We start from the raw sequence: 19,122 nt of genomic DNA, 5'->3' as shown, positions 1-19,122 counted from the left end.
AGACCGGAAAACGGGAGGACACCACCCATGCAACGCCGCAGCTTCCTCGCCGGCGCCGCCGCCCTGGCGCTCGCGCCCGCCGCCCCCGCCCGGGCCGACACCGTGAAGGTGCGCATCGGCGTCGGCGGCAAGCCGCTGCTCTACTACCTGCCGCTGACGATCGCCGAGCGGAAGGGCTACTTCAAGGAGGAGGGCGTCGAGGCCGAGATCAACGATTTCGGCGGCGGCGCCCGCTCGCTCCAGGCGCTGATCGGCGGCTCGGTCGACGTGGTGACGGGGGCCTACGAGCACACGATCCGCATGCAGGCGAAGGGCCAGGACGTTCGCGCCGTGTGCGAGCTCGGCCGCTACCCCGCCATCGTGATCGGGGTGCGCAAGGACCTCGCCGGCACGGTGAAGTCGGCCGCCGACCTCAAGGGCCGCAAGATCGGCGTGACGGCGCCGGGCTCCTCGACCTCGCTCACCGCCCAGTACGCGATGATCAAGGCCGGGCTGAAGGCCACCGACGCGGCCCTGATCGGGGTCGGGGGCGGCGCCGGCGCGATCGCGGCGATGAAGAAGGGCGAGATCGACGCGATCTCCCACCTCGACCCGGTGATCGCCAAGCTCGAGGCCGACGGCGACATCACGGTCCTCATCGACACCCGCACCGAGGCCGGCACCCGCGCCCTGTTCGGCGGACCGAACCCGGCCGCGGTGGTCTACACCAAGCAGGACTGGATCGAGCACCACCCCGCCGCGACCCAAAAGGTCGTCAACGCCTTCGCCAAGGCGCTGAAGTGGATCGTCGCCGCCTCGCCCGAGGAGATCGCCGACACGGTGCCGCCGGCCTACCATTTCGGCGACAAGCCGCTCTACGTGCAGGCGGTGAAGAACTCGCTCGAGAGCTATTCCCGCACCGGCATCCCGACCCAGGAGGGCATGGCGAGCGTGCTGGAGCTGGTGCGCACCCTCGACCCCGACCTGCAGGGCGCCAAGATCGACCTCGCCACCACCGTCGAGGACCGGTTCGTCAAGCGGGCGATGGGCTGAACCGAGGGTGTCGGCTGGAGCGCACGAGGGGCGGCTGTCGACCCCGTATGGGCTTTCGGGCCGCTCCTTGCCGCGATGGGCCCGTGCCGGACGCGATTCGCCCGGCAGGGTTTTGCTCTCGGCGTCCGAAGCCTGACGGAACGGCGTCCGATCGTCACGCGATCGGACGCCGTTCCCGCTTCATGACTGTGCCGCACCGGCCGGCGACGAGCCGGCATCCGCGTGGCCGGGCGACGTTCCGGCCGACACACCGGCGCCGGGTGCCACGACCGCCTGTTTCGGATCTCCCAGGCCGAACGCCGTCCGGTACACCGTGGGCACGAGGTTCGGAGCCGACAGGACCTTGACGAGACGCCAAACGACGCGGCCGCCATCCGGAACCTGGACGTCGACGAAGGAAGAGATTCGAGGATTGGGGATGATCGGCACGCCGTTCGCACTGAAGACATAAAATTGCCAGACGACATAACTCGGGTTTTCGACCAGTGACTCGGACAGAAAATATTCGCCGCGCGGATACTTCAGACCACTGGTCGGACTTGCAAAGCTGTCAGTATAGTTTGCAAAAAATGCGCTGACACTCGGTTTTGCATTGGCGCCCGCAGGCGCAGCGGTAGAACTAACTATATATTTGAAATTGTCGGATGGAAAATTTGGAGGCCTGGAATTTTTGACGGCGTAATCGAGAACATCTTTTACTGTTTGTTTACCTCTATCGGGAATGTCAGACCGATTGTAGAAAATGCCGACGATACGGAGAGAAATCGACATAGATCGCTCCTCTATATGTATGATTTCTAACACTATCCATATTCTGGATGCAACGAAGATAGTTAAAATATAAAATCGATCAAGTCGATCTGCTGATATTAATTTCGAACTAGCACATTTTTAGCATCATATATTTATTGTTCACAATGAAATTTTTTGGAAAGCAGATTTTTTATTTTGGCAAAATCAATCAATATTGCTTGCCTTCGTACGTTTCCATCGAGGCGATCGCGAGTGTGCCGGGTGGTTCGTCACCCTCGTCCTCGCGTCGGGGATCCGGGCTCGTTCGCACCGCTCGACCATCTCGGAACAGACCGACATTCGAAATGCTGTCCTTGCTGCGTGCCGGACAAGTCGATCGCCAGAACACACGATCGTCTTCTTCCGGTCGCCAGCTATGACCCTACGGACCTTCTCTTCGTACCAGGGACCGCCGCGGGGGCGTAGAATGACGAGGGAGATATCAGGATTGTCGATCCGATCAAAAATATCCCGATATTGCGCAAACAACTATCATCATGCAAATATAAATAGCTATTTATAAATATAAATGCGGAAAAATCTCACCAAACGGTCGTCCGCCCTGGGAGCAACGAACAGAAGGCACCCGAGCCGCGTTGCGCCGCACGGATCCGCTCGAAAGCCTCACGCCCCCGCCCGCGGCACGGCGTTGACCCACAGCACCGCGGCCGGCCGGTCGGGGTGCGGGTTGCGGTAGCGGTGCGGGCGCCGGCTGGCGAAGCGGAAGCTGTCGCCGGCTTGGAGCTCCACCGTCGTGCCCTCGACCGTCAGGACGAGGGCGCCTTCCAGCACCAGCCCGGCCTCCTCGCCGTCATGGACCAGGGGCTCGTCCCCGGTGCCGGCGAGCGGCGCGAGCTGCATCAGGAAAAGGCTGAGCGCCCCGTCGCCCTGCGTCAGCAGCTGCTTGGTGATGCCGGCGCGCCAGAGGGTGAGGGCCGCCCGCTCCCCGGCCCGGGTGACGAACCCCTCGGCCCCGCCCGCGCCGGGTCCGTCGAACAGGGCGCCGAGGCCGACGCCGAGGAGGTCGGCGACGCCGGTCAGCACCCGCAGCGAGGGCGAGGACAGGCCCCGCTCGACCTGGCTGAGGTAGCCGATCGACAGCCCGGTCGCCGCCGCCACCGCCTTCAGCGACAGGTTGCGGGCCTGCCGCAGCGCGCGCAGCCGCTGCCCGACCGCGAGGTCGGCCGCGATCGGCCCGGCTGCCTGCCGGGCACCTTGCCCATTCCGTGGTCCGGCCGTCGCCTGTTTCATGTGCGTGAAATCGGATTGCGTGATGCAGCGAATTATGCCCTGATGTTCATGTCAATGAAATTTCGCGGCGGCATCATAAAGCCGCCCGGCACGGGAGCGGGGACGATGAAGCGTCTGATGATGGCCGCGGGCGCGGCCCTGGTGCTCGCGGGGGCCCTGTCCCGGCCGGCCCTGGCTCAGGAGACCGTCCGGGTCGGCTCGACGCCGACCGGCGTGCCCTTCACCTTCCTCGACACCAAGACCAATACCATCCAGGGCGTGATGGTGGACGTGATCACGGCGATCGGGAAGGAAGCCGGCTTCTCGGTGCAGATCGAGCCGTTCCAGTTCTCGACGCTCATCGCGGCGCTGACGGCCAAGAAGATCGACGTCATCTCGGCGGCGATGTTCATCACCCCGCCGCGCCAGGAGGTGATCGCGTTCTCGGCTCCCGTCTACACCTACGGCGAGGGGCTGGTGGTGCCGAAGGCCGACACCAAGGCCTACACGGCGTTCGCCGACCTCAAGGGCGAGACCGTGGGCGCCCAGGTCGGCACCGCCTTCGTCGACGCTCTGAAGAAATCGGGCCAGTTCGGCGAGGTGAAGGTCTACGACACCTTCCCGGACATGCTGCGGGACGTGAATGCCGGCCGGGTCAAGGCGATCTTCGCCGATGCGCCGATCGCCGCCTACAACCTCAAGAGCGGCAACTTCCCCAACGCCCACCTCGTCGCGTCCTACAAGCCGGTGGTCGTCGGCTCGGTCGGCATCGGCCTGCGCAAGGACGACAAGGCCCTGCTCGCCAAGATCGACGCGGGGCTGTCCAAGATCAAGGAGAACGGCGAGCTCGCGCGTATCCTGGAGAAGTGGGGCCTGCAGCCCTCCGTGAACCCGTCCTGAGCGGACGCGCGATCCCATGGACGGCTTCCTGTCCGACGCCCGCGAGTTCCTGCCGATCCTGCTCCAGGGCGTCTGGCTGACGATCCTGATCACGGCGGGCTCGCTCGTGGTCTCGACCGCGCTCGGCCTCGTCTGGGCGATGATGCGGGTCTCGGGCGTGCGCGCCCTCTCGTTCTTCGCCGCGACCTTCATCAACGTGATCCGGGGCATCCCGATCATCGTGCAGCTGTTCTACATCTACTTCGTGCTGCCGGATTACGGGCTGTCGTTCTCGGCGGTGCAGGCGGCGGTGCTGGGCCTCGGCCTCGCCTACTCGGCCTACCAGGCCGAGAACTTCCGCGCCGCGATCGAGGCGATCGACAAGGGCCAGGTCGAGGCGGCCCAGACCATCGGCATGGGCTGGGGGATGACCATGCGGCGGGTGCTGCTGCCGCAGGCCCTCCGCACCGCGCTGCCGCCCTACGGCAACGTGATGATCATGATGCTGAAGGATTCGTCCCAGGCCTCGACCATCACGGTCGCCGAGCTGGCGCTGCAGGGCAAGCTCGTCGCCTCGGCGACCTTCAAGAACACCAGCGTCTTCTCGCTGGTCGCCCTGATGTACCTGACCCTGAGCCTGCCCCTGATCCTGATCGTGCGCCACTTCGAGAAGCAGGCCCGCCGGCGATGATCGTGCTCGACGACGTCCGCAAGTCCTTCGGGGCGCTGCCCGTCCTCAAGGGCATCACCGCGCGGGTCGACCGGGGCGAGGTGGTCTGCGTCATCGGCCCCTCGGGCTCGGGCAAGTCGACGGTCTTGCGCTGCATCAACGGGCTCGAATCCTACGACGGCGGGACGATCACCGTGAACGGCCAGAAGGTCGACCGCTCCGACCGCTCGATCCGGGCCGTGCGGGTCCAGGTCTCGATGGTGTTCCAGCGCTTCAACCTGTTTCCGCACCGCACGGCGCTCGAGAACGTCGTCGAGGGGCCGATCTACGTTAAGGGCGAGCCCCGCCGGGAGGCGACCGAGCGCGGCCGGGCGCTGCTCGCCCGCGTCGGGCTCGCCGGCAAGGAGGACGCCCACCCGCCCCAGCTGTCGGGCGGGCAGCAGCAGCGGGTCGCCATCGCCCGGGCTCTCGCCATGCGGCCCGACGCGATCCTGTTCGACGAGCCGACCTCGGCCCTCGACCCCGAGCTCGTCGGCGACGTGCTCGGCACGATGCGCGGGCTCGCCGAGGAGGGCATGACCATGGTGGTCGTCACCCACGAGATGGGCTTTGCCCGCGAGGTCGCCGACCGGGTGCTCTTTCTCGACGGCGGGGTGATCGTCGAGGAGGGCGCCGCCCGCGAGGTGCTGGGGCGCCCGCAGCAGCCCCGCACCCAGGACTTTTTGCGGCGCGTGCTGAACCCGTTGTGACGAGGCGTTCCCCGATGACCGAGCCCTTCCCCCTCGGACCCGCCCTCTGGGCCGCCACCGCCCCTCCCCCGCCGGCGACCGCGCCGCTGACGGAATCCGGCCGGGCCGACGTGGTTGTGATCGGCGGCGGGTTCTGCGGCCTGTCGACGGCGCTCCACCTCGCCGAGGCCGGGTTGAAGCCCGTGCTGCTGGAAGCCCGCGAGATCGGCTTCGGCGGCTCGGGCCGCAACGGCGGCCAGGTGATTCCGGGCCTCAAGCACGATCCCGACGAGCTGGTGGCGATGTTCGGGCCTGAGCGCGGCGAGCGCCTCGCCGCCTTCGGGGCCGGCACGGCGGATGCGGTGTTCGACCTCATCGACCGGCACCGGATGGACGTGCCGCGGACCCGCACCGGCTGGATCCAGGGCGCGCACACCGACGAGGGCCTGGCGCAGGCCGAGCGCCGGGCCGAGCAATGGGCGCGGCGCGGGGCGCCGACCCGCCTCCTCGACAAGGCGGAGGCCGACCGGCTGATCGGTTCCGAGCGCTATCGCGGCGGCTGGCTCGACGGGCGCGGCGGCGCGGTGCAGCCTCTCGCCTATGCCCGCGGCCTCGCGAAGGCGGCGCTCGCGGCGGGCGCCGTCCTCCACACCGACACGCCGGTCGCCGGCCTGTCGCGCCGGGGGACGACCTGGACGGTGCGGACGGGCCGCGGCCCGAGCCTGACCACCGAGCGGGTGGTGCTGTGCACCAACGGCTATTCGGGCGACCTGTGGCCGAGGCTCCGGCAGACCATCATCGCCGCCAACTCGTTCCAGGTCGCTACGGTCCCGCTCTCCGACAACCTGCGCCGCACGGTGCTGCCCGAGGGCCAGGTCTCCTCCGACACCCGCAAGCTGCTGCTCTATTTCCGCCTCGACCATACCGGGCGGCTGCTGCTTGGCGGGCGCGGGCCGTTCCGCGAGCCGCGCGGGGCGGCGGACTGGGCGCATCTGGAGCGGATCGTCCCGAAACTGTTCCCGCAGCTCGCCGGGATCGACTTCGACCATCGCTGGTGCGGGCGGGTCGCGGTGACCCGGGACTACCTGCCCCACCTGCACGCGCCCGAGCCCGGCCTCCTCATCGACATCGGCTGCCAGGGCCGCGGCGTCGGCCTCCAGACCCGGATGGGCCAGGCGATCGCGCGGTTCGTCGCCCGGGACGATGCCGACGCGCTCCCGGTGGCCCCGAGCCCGATCACGCCCCTGCCGCTGCACGGGCTGCACCGGCTCTACGCCGCGGCGGTGGTGGCCTGGTACCGGCTGCAGGACGGAGGGTTGTAGCGGCGCTCTCCGCGGAAGGCGGTCCGCCGGGCGAGCCAGCGTCACCGGGCACGCGTGAAACCTGCGGATGGCCGCACGCGGTTTCACGCCTTCTTAAACCTCGGGCAGGCACAGAGAATCCATCTCCTGCGACCATGTCGACCGGATGAGACGCGTGGGCCCGACGACCGACATGATGCCGCCGGCCCCGGCCCTGCGCGGACGCTCCTTCCGGATGGTGGCCGCGTCCGCCGGCCTGCTGGCGGCGATCATCGCCGTCGGCTCCGGGCTGCTCGCGCGCGACCTCCACGACCAGGCGGTGGCCGACACCGAGCGCAACCTCACCGGGCTCTCCACCATCCTTGCCGACCAGGCCGAGCGGTCGCTGCAGGCGATCGAGCTGGTGCAGGAGACCGTGATCGGCGAGTTCAAGGCCGCCGGGGTCTCCCGCCCGGAGGACTACGTCGCCCAAGCCAAGCGGCCGGCCCTGCACGAGGCGCTGCGGACGCGCATCGCCGCCCTGCCGCAGGCGAACGCCGTCACGGTGATCGCCCGCGACGGCACCCTCCTGAACTTCAGCCGCTACTGGCCGATCCCGGCGATCAACATCGCCGACCGGGACTATTTCCGGATGCTGGCCGACGATCCGGAGCGCGACCGCGCGATCAGCCGTCCGTTCCAGAATCGCGGCGACGGCGCCTGGACGATCTACATCGCCCGCAAGGTGCGCGCCCCGGACGGCGCGTTCCTCGGCCTCGTGCTCGGCGCCGTCGAGCTCGGCTACCTCGAGCGGCTCTACGCGGCGATCGTGCCGGCCAGCGACTACGTGATCTCGCTCTTCCGCGACGACGGCACCCTCCTGGTGCGCCATCCCCAGCGGGACGGCAGCGTCGGCCGGACCTTCCTGAACGCCGCCGCCCTGCGCATCGCGCTCACCACCCCGGCCGGCGGCGTGCTCCGCACCGTCAGCCCGATCGACGGGCACGACCGCATCGCCGCGACGCGGCCGCTGGCGCGCTACCCGCTGATCCTGAGCGTCAGCCGGACCACGGAAGCGGGGCTCGCGGCCTGGCGCCAGCAGGCCTGGCTCATCGGAGCGGGCGCCCTGGTGCTCGATCTCGGCCTCGCCGGGATGGTGCTGCTCGGCCTGCGGCAGGCGCGGGCCCAGGCGCGCCTCACCGAATCGGAGGCCGCCCGGGCGGCGGCCGAGGCGCGCGAGCGCGGCGAGCAGGAGCTGAACGCCCAGCAGGCCCAGTTCCGCATCGCCCTCGACCACATGACCCAGGGCCTGTGCCTGTTCGACCGCGACGACCGGCTGATCGTGATGAACGCGCGCTACGCTCAGATGCACGCCGTGCCAAACGCCCTGCGCCGGCGCGGCACGCCGGTGGCCGCCCTGCTCGAGCATCTGGGCAGGGATGGCGGGCCGGCGAACGCGCTGGTGACGGCCTGCAGCCGCACCGCCGGCGGCGCGCCCGCGGCGATCGCGGCGGGCGTCTCCGCGAGCCATACATGCGACCTGCCCGACGGGCGGGCGATCGCGATCGTCCACGTGGCGGTTCCCGGCGGCGGCTGGCTCGGCACCCACGAGGACGTGACCGAGCAGCGCCGGGCCGAGCAGCGCATCGCCCACATGGCCGGCCACGACGCCCTGACCGGGCTGCCGAACCGCGCCCGGATGCAGGAGCGCGTGGACGCGGCGCTGGCCGGGCGGGCCGCGGACGAGGCGGTGAGCGTGCTCTGCCTCGATCTCGACGGGTTCAAGGACGTCAACGACACCTACGGCCACGCGGTCGGCGACGAGCTGCTGCGCCAGGTGGGCCTGCGCCTGAAGGAGGCCGTCGGCGTCACGGCCCTGGTCGGGCGCCTGGGCGGCGACGAATTCGCGGTGATGCGCTGCGCGCCCTCGCACCCGGCTGGGATCGCGGCGCTCGCCGAGCGGATCGTGCGGCTCCTGCGGGTGCCGTTCGAGGTCCAGGGCCACGAGGTCGGCATCGGCACCTCGATCGGCATCGCGACGACGGAGACCGGCGAGGTCACCACCGCCGAGCTGCAGCGCCGGGCCGACGTGGCACTCTACCAGGTCAAGGCCTCGGGGCGGAACGGCTGGCGCTTCTTCGACCCGGCGATGGACGCCGACCTGCAGCGGCGCCGCCAGCTCGGCGCCGACCTGCGCAGCGCGCTGACCGAGGGCCAGCTCGATCTCCACTACCAGCCGATCGTCGCCGCCGACGGGGCCCTGCGCGCCTTCGAGGCCCTGCTGCGCTGGCGCCACCCGCGCGAGGGCTTCGTCAGCCCGGGCGAGTTCATCCCGATCGCCGAGGCGACCGGCCAGATCCGCCGGCTCGGCGCCTGGGCGCTGGCCCGGGCCTGCGCCGACGCCGCCGCCTGGCCGGCCGACCTCAAGGTGGCGGTGAACCTGTCCCCGGTGCAGTTCGTCGGCGACGCCCTCGTCGAGGAGGTGGCGCAGGCCCTCGCGGCGAGCGGCCTGCCGGCCGAGCGGCTCGAGCTCGAGATCACCGAATCGGTGCTGCTGCAGGACGACGCCGCGACGCTCGCCATCCTGCACCGCCTGCGGGCGCTCGGGGTCAGCACCGCGATGGACGATTTCGGCACCGGCTACTCGTCCCTGAGCTACCTGCGCCGCTTCCCCTTCGACAAGATCAAGATCGACCAGTCCTTCGTGCGCAACCTCGGCCACGAGGCGGGCAGCAGCGAGATCGTGCGGGCCGCGGTCGGCCTCGGCAAGACCTTCGGGATGATCGTGCTGGCCGAGGGCGTCGAGACCGAGGAGCAGGCCGCGATCCTGCGCGAGGCGGGCTGCGACGAGCTGCAGGGCTACCTGTTCGGTCGGCCCTGTCCGGTGGCGGAGCTGCGCGGGAGCGGGCCCGCGGGCCCGGGCCGGGCGGCGGCCTGAACGCGGGTCCTAGTCCCGCAGCGCCCGCTCGATCAGCCCCGCCGCGGCGAGCGCCCGGCCGTCGTCGCCGAACCGGGTGATCACCTGCACGCCGATCGGCAGGCCGGCGGACGTGCGGTCGACCGGCAGGGTGACGCAGGGCACGCCCATCAGGGTCCAGAGGCGGTTGAAGCGCGAATCCCCGGTCTGGTCGAGGCCGGCCGGCGCCGCGCCGGGCGCGGCATAGGTCAGGATCGCGTCGAGGCCGTCCTCGGAAAAAACCTCCTTCAGGCCGCGCCGCGCGTGGTGGGCGGTGCGCCGCGCCGCGTCGTAGGCCGCGGTCTCGATCCCTTGCGCGGCGTCGAGGGCGGCCCGCAGGCGCGGCGGCAGGGCATCGCGGTGCGTGGCGTATTCCCAGGCGAGGCTCTGGCGCACCTCGTAGTCCTGGATGGCGGCGTGGGCCGCGAAGGCCTCGCCGAACCGGGCCGGCAGGGCGTAGTCGCGAACCCTCGCGCCGGCCCGCTCGGCGGCGCGGGCGGCTCGGGCGAGGGCGGCCTCCGCCTCCGGGTCGGGGGCGGCGCAGAAATCCTGGCGCACGATCCCGATGCGCAAGGCCCCGGCATCGGCGTGGGCGGCGATGGCCGGCCGGTCGGCGAGGAGCGCGAGGGCGTGGGCGGCGTCCGGCACGCTCGCGGCGAAGAGGCCCAGCGTGTCGAGGGCCCAGGAATAGCACTTTACCCCAACCGTCGGCAGCAGCCGGAACGACGGCTTGACCCCGACGACGCCGCAGAACGCCGCCGGGCGGATGATCGAGCCGCCGGTCTGGGTGCCGAGCGCCAGCGGCAGCATCCCGGCCGCCACCGCGGCGGCGGACCCCGCCGAGGAGCCGCCCGGGGTGTGCCCGGGGTGATGCGGGTTGCGCGTCGCGGTCGGGTCGAGGAACGCGAAGGGCGTGGTGGTGGTCTTGGCGAGCGGCACCGCGCCGAGGCTTTTGAGCCGTGCCACCACGGGCGCGTCGGCGCGCGGCCGCCAGCCCGCGTAGATCGGCGAGCCCATGGCGGTCGGCAGGTCGGCGGTGTCGATGATGTCCTTGATCCCGACCGCGATTCCCGCGAGCGGCCCCGTCGTCGGGATGGCGGGCGCGGGATCGACGCAGACCAGGGCGCCGATCTCCGGCTCGCGGGCCGCGATCGCCTCGCGCACGAGGCCGACCGCCCCCTCGGGGGTGAGCCGGCCGGAATCGATTCGGGCGCAGAGGTCGAGGAGCGAGAGCATCGGGCCGTCCGGGCGGGAGGAGTCGTGTGAACGATCTTGTAAGCGCATTGTGGCGGTGTGTCCCAGAACACGGGGCAAGGGCCGGCAGGGGGCGGCGGACCGTCGGGCGCGTTGCGGCCGGGGCCCGGCTTCGGCTAAACCGGCGCCGTTCCTCCGCCGCACGGCCGCCTGGGGCGGATCGGGCCGACGTGGCGGGGCGCCGACAGCCGGTCTTCTTCGCCGGCATCCTTCGCGAGAGAGCCCGTGACCTTTCCCTCCGCCCTGCCCCTGCAAGCCCAGACGGTTCCGACCCAGGCGATGCCGACCGTCTCGCGCCTCGGGCGCCTGTTCGGCCGCGGGCGAAAGGTGGAGGCCGTGGCGGCGGAGCCGGACGGCGCCTCCGCGACTTTCGGCGGGCCCGGCATCCTGGCGGTGGCCGGCCTCAAGAAGAGCTACGGCGCCCGCACCGTGGTGCACGATGCCGGCCTGACCGTGCGCAACGGCGAGGCGGTGGGCCTGCTCGGCCCCAACGGCGCCGGCAAGACCACGATCTTCTACATGATCACCGGCCTCGTCTCGGCCGATCGCGGCACGATCAGCCTCGACGGGCACGAGATCACCCGGCTGCCGATGTACCAGCGCGCCCGGCTCGGCATCGGCTACCTGCCGCAGGAGGCCTCGATCTTCCGCGGCCTCAACGTCGAGGACAACATCCGGGCGGTGCTCGAGGTGGTGGAGCCCGACCGCAAGACCCGCGAGCGCAAGCTCGATTCGCTGCTGGAAGAGTTCAACATCACCCGGCTGCGCAAGTCGCCCTCGATCGCGCTCTCGGGCGGCGAGCGGCGGCGCTGCGAGATCGCCCGGGCGCTCGCCTCCTCGCCGTCGTTCATGCTGCTCGACGAGCCCTTCGCGGGCATCGACCCGATCGCGGTCGGCGACATCCAGGAACTGGTGATGCACCTCAAGGGCCGCGGCATCGGCGTGCTCATCACCGACCACAACGTGCGCGAGACGCTCGGCCTGATCGACCGGGCCTACATCGTCCATTCGGGTCGCATCCTCACCGAGGGCACGCCCGAGGAGATCGTCGCCGACGAGGACGTGCGGCGGCTCTACCTGGGCGAGGATTTCCGCCTGTAGGAGGCGCCCGCCCCGGTCCACCCCACCTCGGGCGCCGCGGTCCGGCTCCGGTGCCCCCCTGCGCGAGGTCGGCCGCGTCCGTTCGGCCGGCTTGCCGTGGGCTCGCGGCGAATACCCCGTCGCGACGATCCCTGTACCAATGGCGTCCGGCTCCCCCCGTGCCTCTCGCGGAAGGTCCGGACCGGTTCCGCCACGTCCGCTTTGACGCGTGCCACGCTTCGGTTTAAAGCTACATTCAGAGACATGAAGCAAGAGTCGTGCCGACCCCGGCCGAAACCGGGGCGTCGCATGTCGGGGCTGGCTGATGGGTTTGCTGCAACGGCTCGAGATGCGCCAGGGCCAGGCCCTGGTGATGACGCCGCAACTCCTGCAGGCGATCAAGCTTCTGCAACTCTCCCACCTCGACCTCGCCGCCTACGTCGATGCCGAGCTCGAGCGTAATCCGCTGCTGGAGCGGGCCGAGGCCGAGGCGCCCGAGATCGGCGATTCCCGGGGCGAGGGCCACGGAGAGGCCGCGGAGGCCGGCCGGGACGGGGGCGACGGCGCGGCCGAGCCCTGGCTCTCCCACGACCTCAACCCGAGCCGCAGCGAGATCGAGGGCGATCTCGGCACCCGCCTCGACAACGTGTTTCCCGACGAGGGGCCGGCCGGCCGCGAGGCGCCGGTCGGCTCCGAGGGGCTGTCGCTGACCCCGGCCCCCTGGGGCAATGCCGGCGGCAGCTTCGACGGCGACGCGCCGGATTTCGAGGCGACGCTGACGAGCGAATCCTCGCTGCACGAGCATCTCTCGGCCCAGCTCGACCTCGCCACCCGCGATCCCGCCGAGCGCCTGGTCGGCGGCTTCCTGGTCGACGCCATCGACGAGGCCGGGTACCTGCGCGAGGACCTGCCCGGGCTCGCCGAGCGACTCGGCGTCGCCATGCCGGTCGTCGAGCGGGTGCTGGCCCTCGTCCAGGGCTTCGACCCGTCCGGCGTCGGCGCCCGCGACCTCGCCGAGTGCCTGGCGATCCAGCTGCGCGAGCAGGACCGGTTCGACCCGGCGATGCAGGCCCTGGTCTCGCGCCTCGACCTCGTCGCCAAGCGCGACCTCGCGTCCCTGCGCCGCCTGTGCGGGGTCGACGACGAGGACCTCGCCGACATGCTCTCCGAGCTTCGCCGCCTCGATCCCAAGCCCGGCCGCGCCTTCGGGGCCGGCCCGGTCGAGGTGCTGGTGCCGGACGTGTTCGTGCGCGCGGCCCCCGACGGTTCCTGGCTGGTCGAGCTCAATAGCGAGGCCCTGCCGCGGGTGCTGGTCAACCAGAGCTACTACGCCACCGTCACCCGCGGCCCGCAGACCGAGACCGACAAGGCCTTCCTGTCGGAATGCCTGCAGACCGCCAACTGGCTCACCCGCAGCCTGGAGCAGCGCGCCCGCACCATCCTGAAGGTGGCGAGCGAGATCGTGCGCCAGCAGGACGGGTTCTTCGTCAACGGCGTCGCCCACCTGCGCCCGCTCAACCTGAAGACCGTCGCCGACGCGATCGGGATGCACGAATCCACCGTCTCGCGGGTGACCTCGAACAAGTCGATCGGCACCAGCCGCGGCACCTTCGAGATGAAGTACTTCTTCACCGCGGCGATCCCCGGGGCGGCGGGCGCGGCGGCCCATTCCTCGGAGGCCGTGCGCCACCGCATCAAGCAGCTCATCGACGGCGAGGCCAACGACGTCCTGTCGGACGACGCCCTGGTGCAGCGCCTGCGCGGCGAGGGCGTCGACATCGCCCGCCGGACGGTCGCCAAGTACCGGGAATCGCTGCGCATCCCCTCCTCGATCGAGCGCCGGCGCGAGCGCGCCGCGATGCCGGCGCGGTGAGGCGGGGGCCGGCCCGGCCTTCGAGCTGAGCCGGCTTCGTTGACTTCGCGTCCGCGCGTTCCTAGCTCTTGAAACGCTGGCCCCGTGCCGGAGACGTCCCCGGGACGCGGGCCGACGAACGACGAGACCGGAGGGAGCCAATGGCAGCGTTGCGCGTGTCGGGTCGTGGCGTGGACTTGGGGGAAGCCCTGAGGACACGGGTGGAGGAGCGGATCTCCGCGGCCCTCGCCAAGTACTTCGACGGTGCCTACCACGGCCATGTGACGGTCGCGCGGGACGGGGCGGCCTACCGCACCGATTGCGTGCTGCATCTACCCTCGGGCATCACCCTGGAAGCGTCCGGCACCGCCCACGACGCCCATGCGAGCTTCGACCAGACCGCCGAGCGGATCGAGAAGCGCCTCCGCCGCTACAAGCACCGCCTCAAGGCCCATCCCAACGGCCACGCCAAGGAAGTCGGCCTCGACGGCGGCCTGCCGGGGAGCCTGCCGGGCCGCGAGGCCGTGATGGAGGCGGCCTATTCGGTGTTCGAGGCGCCGGAGGAGGATACCGGCGAGCACCCGCCGATCATCGCCGAGAGCACCCGCACCCTGCACCGGCGCACGGTGAGCGAGGCGGTGGTGGAACTCGACCTCACCGGTGTCCCCGTCCTCGTCTTCGTTCACGCTGGCACCGAGCGGGTCAACGTCGTATATCGTCGGGGCGACGGCGCGATCGGGTGGATCGATCCGCCGGAACGCGGCACTCCGTAAGCGGGCTCGAACGCCCTCTCCCGGAAGGCCTCCGGTCCTGGAACAAGTGCGGGGCGCCGACGCGTCCCCGCCGATGAGGCAGCGGTTTCGATGCCATTGCTGGAATTCCTGAAGCCGGAGGCGGTCCTCCCGGCGCTGCGGGCGCAGGGGAAGAAGCAGGTTCTGCAGGAGCTGGCCGCCCAGGCGGCCCGCCACCTCCCGGGCCTGGACGAGCGCGAGATCTTCGAGACGCTCCTGCAGCGCGAACGCCTGGGCTCGACCGGCATCGGCGAGGGCGTGGCGATCCCGCACGGCAAGCTGCCGGGGCTCGACACGCTGTTCGGCCTGATGGCCCGCCTCGAGCGCCCGGTCGACTTCGAGGCGCTCGACGGCCAGCCGGTCGACATCGCCTTCCTGCTGCTCGCTCCCGAGGGCGCCGGCGCCGACCACCTGAAGGCGCTCGCCCGGGTCGCCCGGGTGCTGCGCGAGCCCGGCATCATCGACCGCATCCGTGCGGCCCGCGATGCCGACGCGCTCTACGCGCTCCTGACCCAATCCCCCGCCCAGGCGGCGTGACCGGCGTGACGATGCGGACCTCCCTTCTCGCGGCGGCGTGCCTTCTCGCCGCGGCCGCCCCGGCGCGCGCCGTCGACGGCACCTGCGCCCGCGACCTCCTGGTGGCGCAATCCTCGCAGAAGACCGCGATCGAGCGCCTGGAGATGCTCGGCGACAGCGACGCCGACCGCTGCCGCGGCTGGCGCCAGCACGTCGACACGATGCGCCGCGCCGCCACCGTCTACGGCCGCTGCCTGTCGGGCGGGGAGCGCAGCGAGCGCCTGGCCCAGGTCCAGGGCTCGGAGAAGGAATTCTCCGAGATGCTGCGCACGCGCTGCAAGGGACGCTGAGCAAGGGGCGCTGAGCAGGCGGCGCTGGGGCGGTCCCCCCGCCCCGTCGCGCCAAAGATCTCGGGCAAAACGCCGTTTTCCGCTCCTCCACCCCGCGGGACGGGAGCCTGCGCGCCGTGGTGGCGCGTCACCGCACCAGCGGTTCGGCCACCACCTTCACCGGATGGCCGCGGCTGACCAGCACCGCCGCGCTCGAATGCTCGGGGTCGGTCTCGAACCGGGTGCGGACCCAGGCGACCAGGAACTTCGCGTATTCGGAGGCGAGCAGCCGCGCCGAGGCCGGGTGGCGCCACCACTGGTCGGGGTCTATCCCCTCCGAGACGACGGGGTGGGGCACGACCCGGTGCCCGCCCTCGAGGGCGTGGTCGAGCTCCACCAGGGTGCGGGGCATGTGATAGTTCGAGGTGACCACCGCGACGCTCTGGAACCCGTTCTCGCGCATCCAGCGCCGGATCTCGATGGCGTTGCCGATGGTGTTGCGGGCCCGGTAGTCGAGGTCGACGCAGCAGGCGATCAGGTGCTGCTGGCCCGGGTTGAGCCGGGCGATCTCCTCGCGGCTGGTGCGCTCGTTGACCCCGGTGATCAGCAGGCGCCGTCCGTAGCCGCCGGCCAGCAGGTCCATCGCATCCTCGATGCGCTGGGCCCCGCCGGTGAGCGCCACGATGCCGTCGGAGGGGCCGAGCGGCAGCCGCTCCGAGCGGGCGAGGCCGGCCACGAAGGCGAGGAAACCGAGGCCGAGGGCGAGGGCGCCGGCGAGGCCGAGACCCGCGGCCCCGAGGGCGAGGCGGCGGCGCAGGCTCCGCCGGGGCGGGGGCGGTCCCTCGGATCCGCCGCCCGACCAGGACCAGCCCACCACGTCGCCGGTTCGCGTCGTCATTCCACGCTGCATCCGCGAGGTCATCTCACCCCTGTCGAGCATAGTGCCGATTGCGGCGGCCCGGAGGCAACCGCGCCGGAGGCCGATTCGTTCACTCCGACCGCGCGTTCCTGTGAAGAGCGGGCAAGCCGACGGGTCCGGCCACCGGAGATCGGGCCACGGTAGCGAGGATCCCTGGCGCCGGGCTGTCCTCGGATCCGCCTCGTACGGTTTCCGGAAGGGATCTCCCGGAACCCGCCTCAGTCGAGGAAGCGCCGCACGGTGAGGCGCGAGACGACCGCGGTGACGACCGAGGCGATGACGCCGATCAGCACCACGCTGGCATAGCCGCGCCAGCCGATGGCGAAGCCGCCGAACAGGGCCTCGATCTCGTCGCCGGCAGGTCCCGCGCGCCAGACCCGGGCGAGCGCGCCGCCGGCCCCGATCACGGCGAGCGCCGCCGCCGCCCCGATCGCCCCGCCGCGCAGGCCCAGACGGAAGAAGCGGCGTTGGAACTCGCGGGCGATGAAGTCGGCGTCGGCGCCGACGAAGTGCAGCACCTCCACCACCTCGCGATTGCCCGCCATGGCGCCGCGGGTCGCGAAGGTGACGGCGAGTCCGGTGGCGACGAGCACCAGCCCGACGATGGCGACGCCGACGCCGACCACGGTGTTGGCCATGGTCGAGAGGCGAGAGAGCCAGAGCGCGTGGTCGTCGAGGCTTGCCACCCCGGGCAGGGCGTCGGCCAGGCGCCGGCGCAAGTCGCCGAGGTCGGGCGTGCCGGAGCCCAGCCGCACCGTGATCAGGCGCGGCACCGGCAGGTCGCCGAGATCGAGGCCGCTGCCGAGCCAAGGCTCGAGCAGGCGCTCCGATTCCGTCTTGGTGAAGGGCCGCGTCGCCGCGATGCCGGGCGTCGCCGAGGCGAGCGCCGCCGCCTTGGCGACGTCGGCGTCGGTGTCGCGGCCCGGGCCCGGGCGGACCTGGATCGTCACCTCCTGGGCCACCGAGCCCTGCCACTGCGCGGCGCTCGTGGCGACGATCTCGGCGCCCCCGGCGCAGAGGGCGGCGAGGAAGGTCAGGATCGCGATCACCGCGGCCAGCGCGCGGCCGGCGCTGGTGTCGGTCGGCACCAGCGGGGCGTTGCGGCGCAGCGTCGGCGGCAGGTCGGCGGCGGGCGCCGCGCGCCGCGGGGCCCGCTCCAGGGTGGCTCCCTCAGACATGATGCGTCTCCCCGCGGCTCATCCCTCGATCCGCAGGCGGTTGTTGCCCAGGATGAACCGGCGCGCGTCGACGAGGTCCATCAGGGCGAAGTCGTGGGTGGCGATCAGCACCGAGGTGCCGAGGCGGTTGAGCTCGACGAACAGGCGCAGCAGGCGCCGGCCGAGCTGGGGATCGACGTTGCCGGTCGGCTCGTCGGCGAGCAGCAATTCGGGCCGGGCGATCAGCGCCCGGGCGATCGCCGCGCGCTGCTTCTCCCCGCCCGACAGGAGCGGGGGCAGGACGTGCATGCGCTCGCCGAGACCCACCCAGCGCAGGAGCTCCACCACCTCGGCCCGGTAGCTCGTCTCGGCCCGGCCCTGGACGCGCAAGGGGAGGGCGACGTTCTCGTAGGTGGTGAGATGGTCGAGCAGGCGGAAATCCTGGAAGACCACGCCCATGCGCCGGCGCAGGGACGTGAGAGCCCCGCTCGAGATGCCGCTCACCTCCTCGCCGAACACCGAGACGAGGCCGCGGCTCGGCCGCGCCGAGAGCAGGATCAGGCGCAGCAGCGTCGTCTTGCCGGCGCCCGACGGGCCGGTGAGGAACTGGAACGAGTGCGGCGCGATGGTGAAGCTGATGTCGCTCAGGACCTCGGGGCCGACCCCGTAGCGCATCCCCACGTTCTCGAACCGGACCACCGGCTCGTCCATTCCGCCGAGCAGGCTGTTGCCGGTGCCCCTGTCGGTTCTCGCGTCCATCCGGTCTCCATCAAGGGTCCGAGGCCTCGGTATGAAGGCCCTTCGGCGGCCCGATTACGCCTCGCGGGTCTCTCGCGGCCCGGCCGCTTTACCATGCATTAAGGCTGAGGCGGGAGGAGTCGTGATCCGGCCTCGGTGCCGCGCCCGACTGATTCGCCATGCTGATCGTCTGCCCCGCCTGCGCAAGCGAATATACGCTCGATGCCGACAAGATCGGCCCGGCCGGCCGCACCGTGCGCTGCGCGGCCTGCCGCGAGCCGTGGTTCGTGGCGGCCCCCGCCGCCGAGCCGACGCTCTCGCCCCCCGGCGAGGCGGTGTTCACCGCCGCGGCGGCGTCCGGCCCGTCCGAGGACAAGGCCGGGAACCGCAGCGCGCGGAGGCGGGAGCCGGCGGAGGGCGCCCGCTCCGGCCGGATCCGGCGCCTCGCCGTGGGGGGCGCGGCCCTGGCGGCCTGCGCCGTGGCGGCGGCCGCGCTGATGCCGGCCGGCCGGGCCGGCCTCGTGCGCGCCCTGCCCCAGACCGCCCGGCTCTACGCGGCGATCGGCCTGCCGGTGAACCTGCGCGGCCTGACCTTCCGGGACGTCGCCGCCTACCAGGTGCCGGACGCCTCCGGCTCCGGCCGCCTCGTGGTCGAGGGCGACGTCGTGAGCGCCGCCAGGGAGGCGGTGGCGGTGCCCCCGCTCAGCCTCGAATTGCGCGACGACCACGGCCAGGTCGTCTATCGCTGGCGCGCCGAGGCGCCGCGCGAGCGGCTCGAGCCCGAGGAATCCGCCCGCTTCCGGGCCGAGCTGCCCGGGGCCTCGGCGAAGGGCCGTCAGGTGCTGGTCCGCTTTGCCGCGGTTGACAGCCACGATTCTGCAGTCAGCCTGAAGGCTCCGACGAACCCGAAGTGAACCCC

18 protein-coding genes are annotated in these 19,122 nt (G+C 71.5%); 12 read left to right on the top strand and 6 right to left on the bottom strand.

Annotated features, from left to right (window positions below):
• Positions 1–27: 27 nt before the first annotated feature.
• Entirely contained in the window at positions 28–1,032 is a 1,005-nt protein-coding gene (locus tag V3T34_RS12580; RefSeq protein ID WP_091883047.1) for an ABC transporter substrate-binding protein, read from the top strand.
• 180 nt (positions 1,033–1,212) lie between these two features.
• On the opposite strand, the gene V3T34_RS12575 is transcribed toward V3T34_RS12580, so the two are convergent.
• Both V3T34_RS12575 and V3T34_RS12570 read right to left on the bottom strand, forming a co-directional pair.
• Positions 1,213–1,803: a hypothetical protein gene (locus tag V3T34_RS12575; protein WP_305076477.1), complete on the bottom strand. Its 591-nt coding sequence runs from the start codon at positions 1,801–1,803 to the stop codon at positions 1,213–1,215.
• A 645-nt stretch (positions 1,804–2,448) separates the two neighbouring features.
• Positions 2,449–3,075 carry a cupin domain-containing protein gene (locus V3T34_RS12570; protein ID WP_060845380.1) on the bottom strand — a complete coding sequence of 209 codons (627 nt, stop codon included), beginning with the start codon at positions 3,073–3,075 and terminating at the stop codon, positions 2,449–2,451.
• A 105-nt stretch (positions 3,076–3,180) separates the two neighbouring features.
• On the opposite strand from V3T34_RS12570, the gene V3T34_RS12565 reads away from it, so the two are divergent.
• The 5 genes from V3T34_RS12565 (at position 3,181) to V3T34_RS12545 (ending at position 9,549) form a co-directional block, all read left to right on the top strand.
• Positions 3,181–3,954: an ABC transporter substrate-binding protein gene (locus V3T34_RS12565; RefSeq protein WP_060845379.1), complete on the top strand. Its 774-nt coding sequence runs from the start codon at positions 3,181–3,183 to the stop codon at positions 3,952–3,954.
• 16 nt (positions 3,955–3,970) lie between these two features.
• Positions 3,971–4,624 (top strand): amino acid ABC transporter permease, encoded by a 654-nt coding sequence (locus V3T34_RS12560; RefSeq protein WP_305076478.1) that lies wholly within the window; start codon positions 3,971–3,973, stop codon positions 4,622–4,624.
• Entirely contained in the window at positions 4,621–5,352 is a 732-nt protein-coding gene (locus V3T34_RS12555) for an amino acid ABC transporter ATP-binding protein (protein WP_305076479.1), read from the top strand. The genes V3T34_RS12560 and V3T34_RS12555 overlap by 4 nt, the downstream gene beginning before the upstream one ends.
• A 14-nt stretch (positions 5,353–5,366) precedes the next feature.
• Positions 5,367–6,653: an NAD(P)/FAD-dependent oxidoreductase gene (locus V3T34_RS12550; RefSeq protein WP_091883044.1), complete on the top strand. Its 1,287-nt coding sequence runs from the start codon at positions 5,367–5,369 to the stop codon at positions 6,651–6,653.
• A gap of 154 nt (positions 6,654–6,807) precedes the next feature.
• Positions 6,808–9,549, top strand: coding sequence for a bifunctional diguanylate cyclase/phosphodiesterase (locus V3T34_RS12545; RefSeq protein ID WP_331369187.1), 2,742 nt, complete (start codon positions 6,808–6,810; stop codon positions 9,547–9,549).
• A gap of 9 nt (positions 9,550–9,558) precedes the next feature.
• Here V3T34_RS12545 and V3T34_RS12540 read toward each other — a convergent pair whose 3' ends face one another.
• Complete coding sequence (locus V3T34_RS12540; protein WP_305076481.1) at positions 9,559–10,803, bottom strand: amidase; 1,245 nt, start codon at positions 10,801–10,803, stop codon at positions 9,559–9,561.
• Positions 10,804–11,100: 297 nt separating this feature from the next.
• Between V3T34_RS12540 and lptB the strand changes: the two genes are divergently transcribed.
• The 5 genes from lptB (at position 11,101) to V3T34_RS12515 (ending at position 15,410) form a co-directional block, all read left to right on the top strand.
• On the top strand, positions 11,101–11,922 hold the full coding sequence (gene lptB / locus V3T34_RS12535; RefSeq protein ID WP_175539875.1) for an LPS export ABC transporter ATP-binding protein: 822 nt from the start codon (positions 11,101–11,103) through the stop codon (positions 11,920–11,922).
• Between the two features lie 304 nt (positions 11,923–12,226).
• On the top strand, positions 12,227–13,774 hold the full coding sequence (gene rpoN / locus V3T34_RS12530; protein WP_305076482.1) for an RNA polymerase factor sigma-54: 1,548 nt from the start codon (positions 12,227–12,229) through the stop codon (positions 13,772–13,774).
• A 140-nt stretch (positions 13,775–13,914) separates the two neighbouring features.
• Entirely contained in the window at positions 13,915–14,526 is a 612-nt protein-coding gene (gene hpf, locus V3T34_RS12525; RefSeq protein WP_060845371.1) for a ribosome hibernation-promoting factor, HPF/YfiA family, read from the top strand.
• A gap of 90 nt (positions 14,527–14,616) precedes the next feature.
• Positions 14,617–15,081, top strand: coding sequence for a PTS IIA-like nitrogen regulatory protein PtsN (ptsN, locus tag V3T34_RS12520; protein ID WP_048451812.1), 465 nt, complete (start codon positions 14,617–14,619; stop codon positions 15,079–15,081).
• Positions 15,082–15,092: 11 nt separating this feature from the next.
• Positions 15,093–15,410 carry a hypothetical protein gene (locus V3T34_RS12515; RefSeq protein WP_060845370.1) on the top strand — a complete coding sequence of 106 codons (318 nt, stop codon included), beginning with the start codon at positions 15,093–15,095 and terminating at the stop codon, positions 15,408–15,410.
• A gap of 127 nt (positions 15,411–15,537) precedes the next feature.
• Here V3T34_RS12515 and V3T34_RS12510 read toward each other — a convergent pair whose 3' ends face one another.
• The 3 genes from V3T34_RS12510 to ftsE form a co-directional block, all read right to left on the bottom strand.
• Positions 15,538–16,287 carry a YdcF family protein gene (locus tag V3T34_RS12510; RefSeq protein WP_305076483.1) on the bottom strand — a complete coding sequence of 250 codons (750 nt, stop codon included), beginning with the start codon at positions 16,285–16,287 and terminating at the stop codon, positions 15,538–15,540.
• A gap of 239 nt (positions 16,288–16,526) precedes the next feature.
• A complete protein-coding gene (locus tag V3T34_RS12505; protein ID WP_060845369.1) occupies positions 16,527–17,486 on the bottom strand; it encodes a cell division protein FtsX in 960 nt (319 codons plus the stop codon).
• A gap of 18 nt (positions 17,487–17,504) precedes the next feature.
• Positions 17,505–18,224, bottom strand: a complete 720-nt coding sequence (gene ftsE, locus V3T34_RS12500) for a cell division ATP-binding protein FtsE (protein WP_060845368.1) — start codon at positions 18,222–18,224, stop codon at positions 17,505–17,507.
• 158 nt (positions 18,225–18,382) lie between these two features.
• Here ftsE and V3T34_RS12495 point away from each other — a divergent pair, with 158 nt between their 5' ends.
• On the top strand, positions 18,383–19,117 hold the full coding sequence (locus V3T34_RS12495) for a zinc-ribbon domain-containing protein (protein WP_305076484.1): 735 nt from the start codon (positions 18,383–18,385) through the stop codon (positions 19,115–19,117).
• Positions 19,118–19,122 lie beyond the last annotated feature (5 nt).

Origin of the sequence: Methylobacterium ajmalii, from assembly GCF_036448855.1 — a bacterium.
In the GTDB taxonomy this organism is placed as follows: domain Bacteria; phylum Pseudomonadota; class Alphaproteobacteria; order Rhizobiales; family Beijerinckiaceae; genus Methylobacterium; species Methylobacterium ajmalii.
This window is presented reverse-complemented; position numbering and strand designations above follow the sequence as displayed.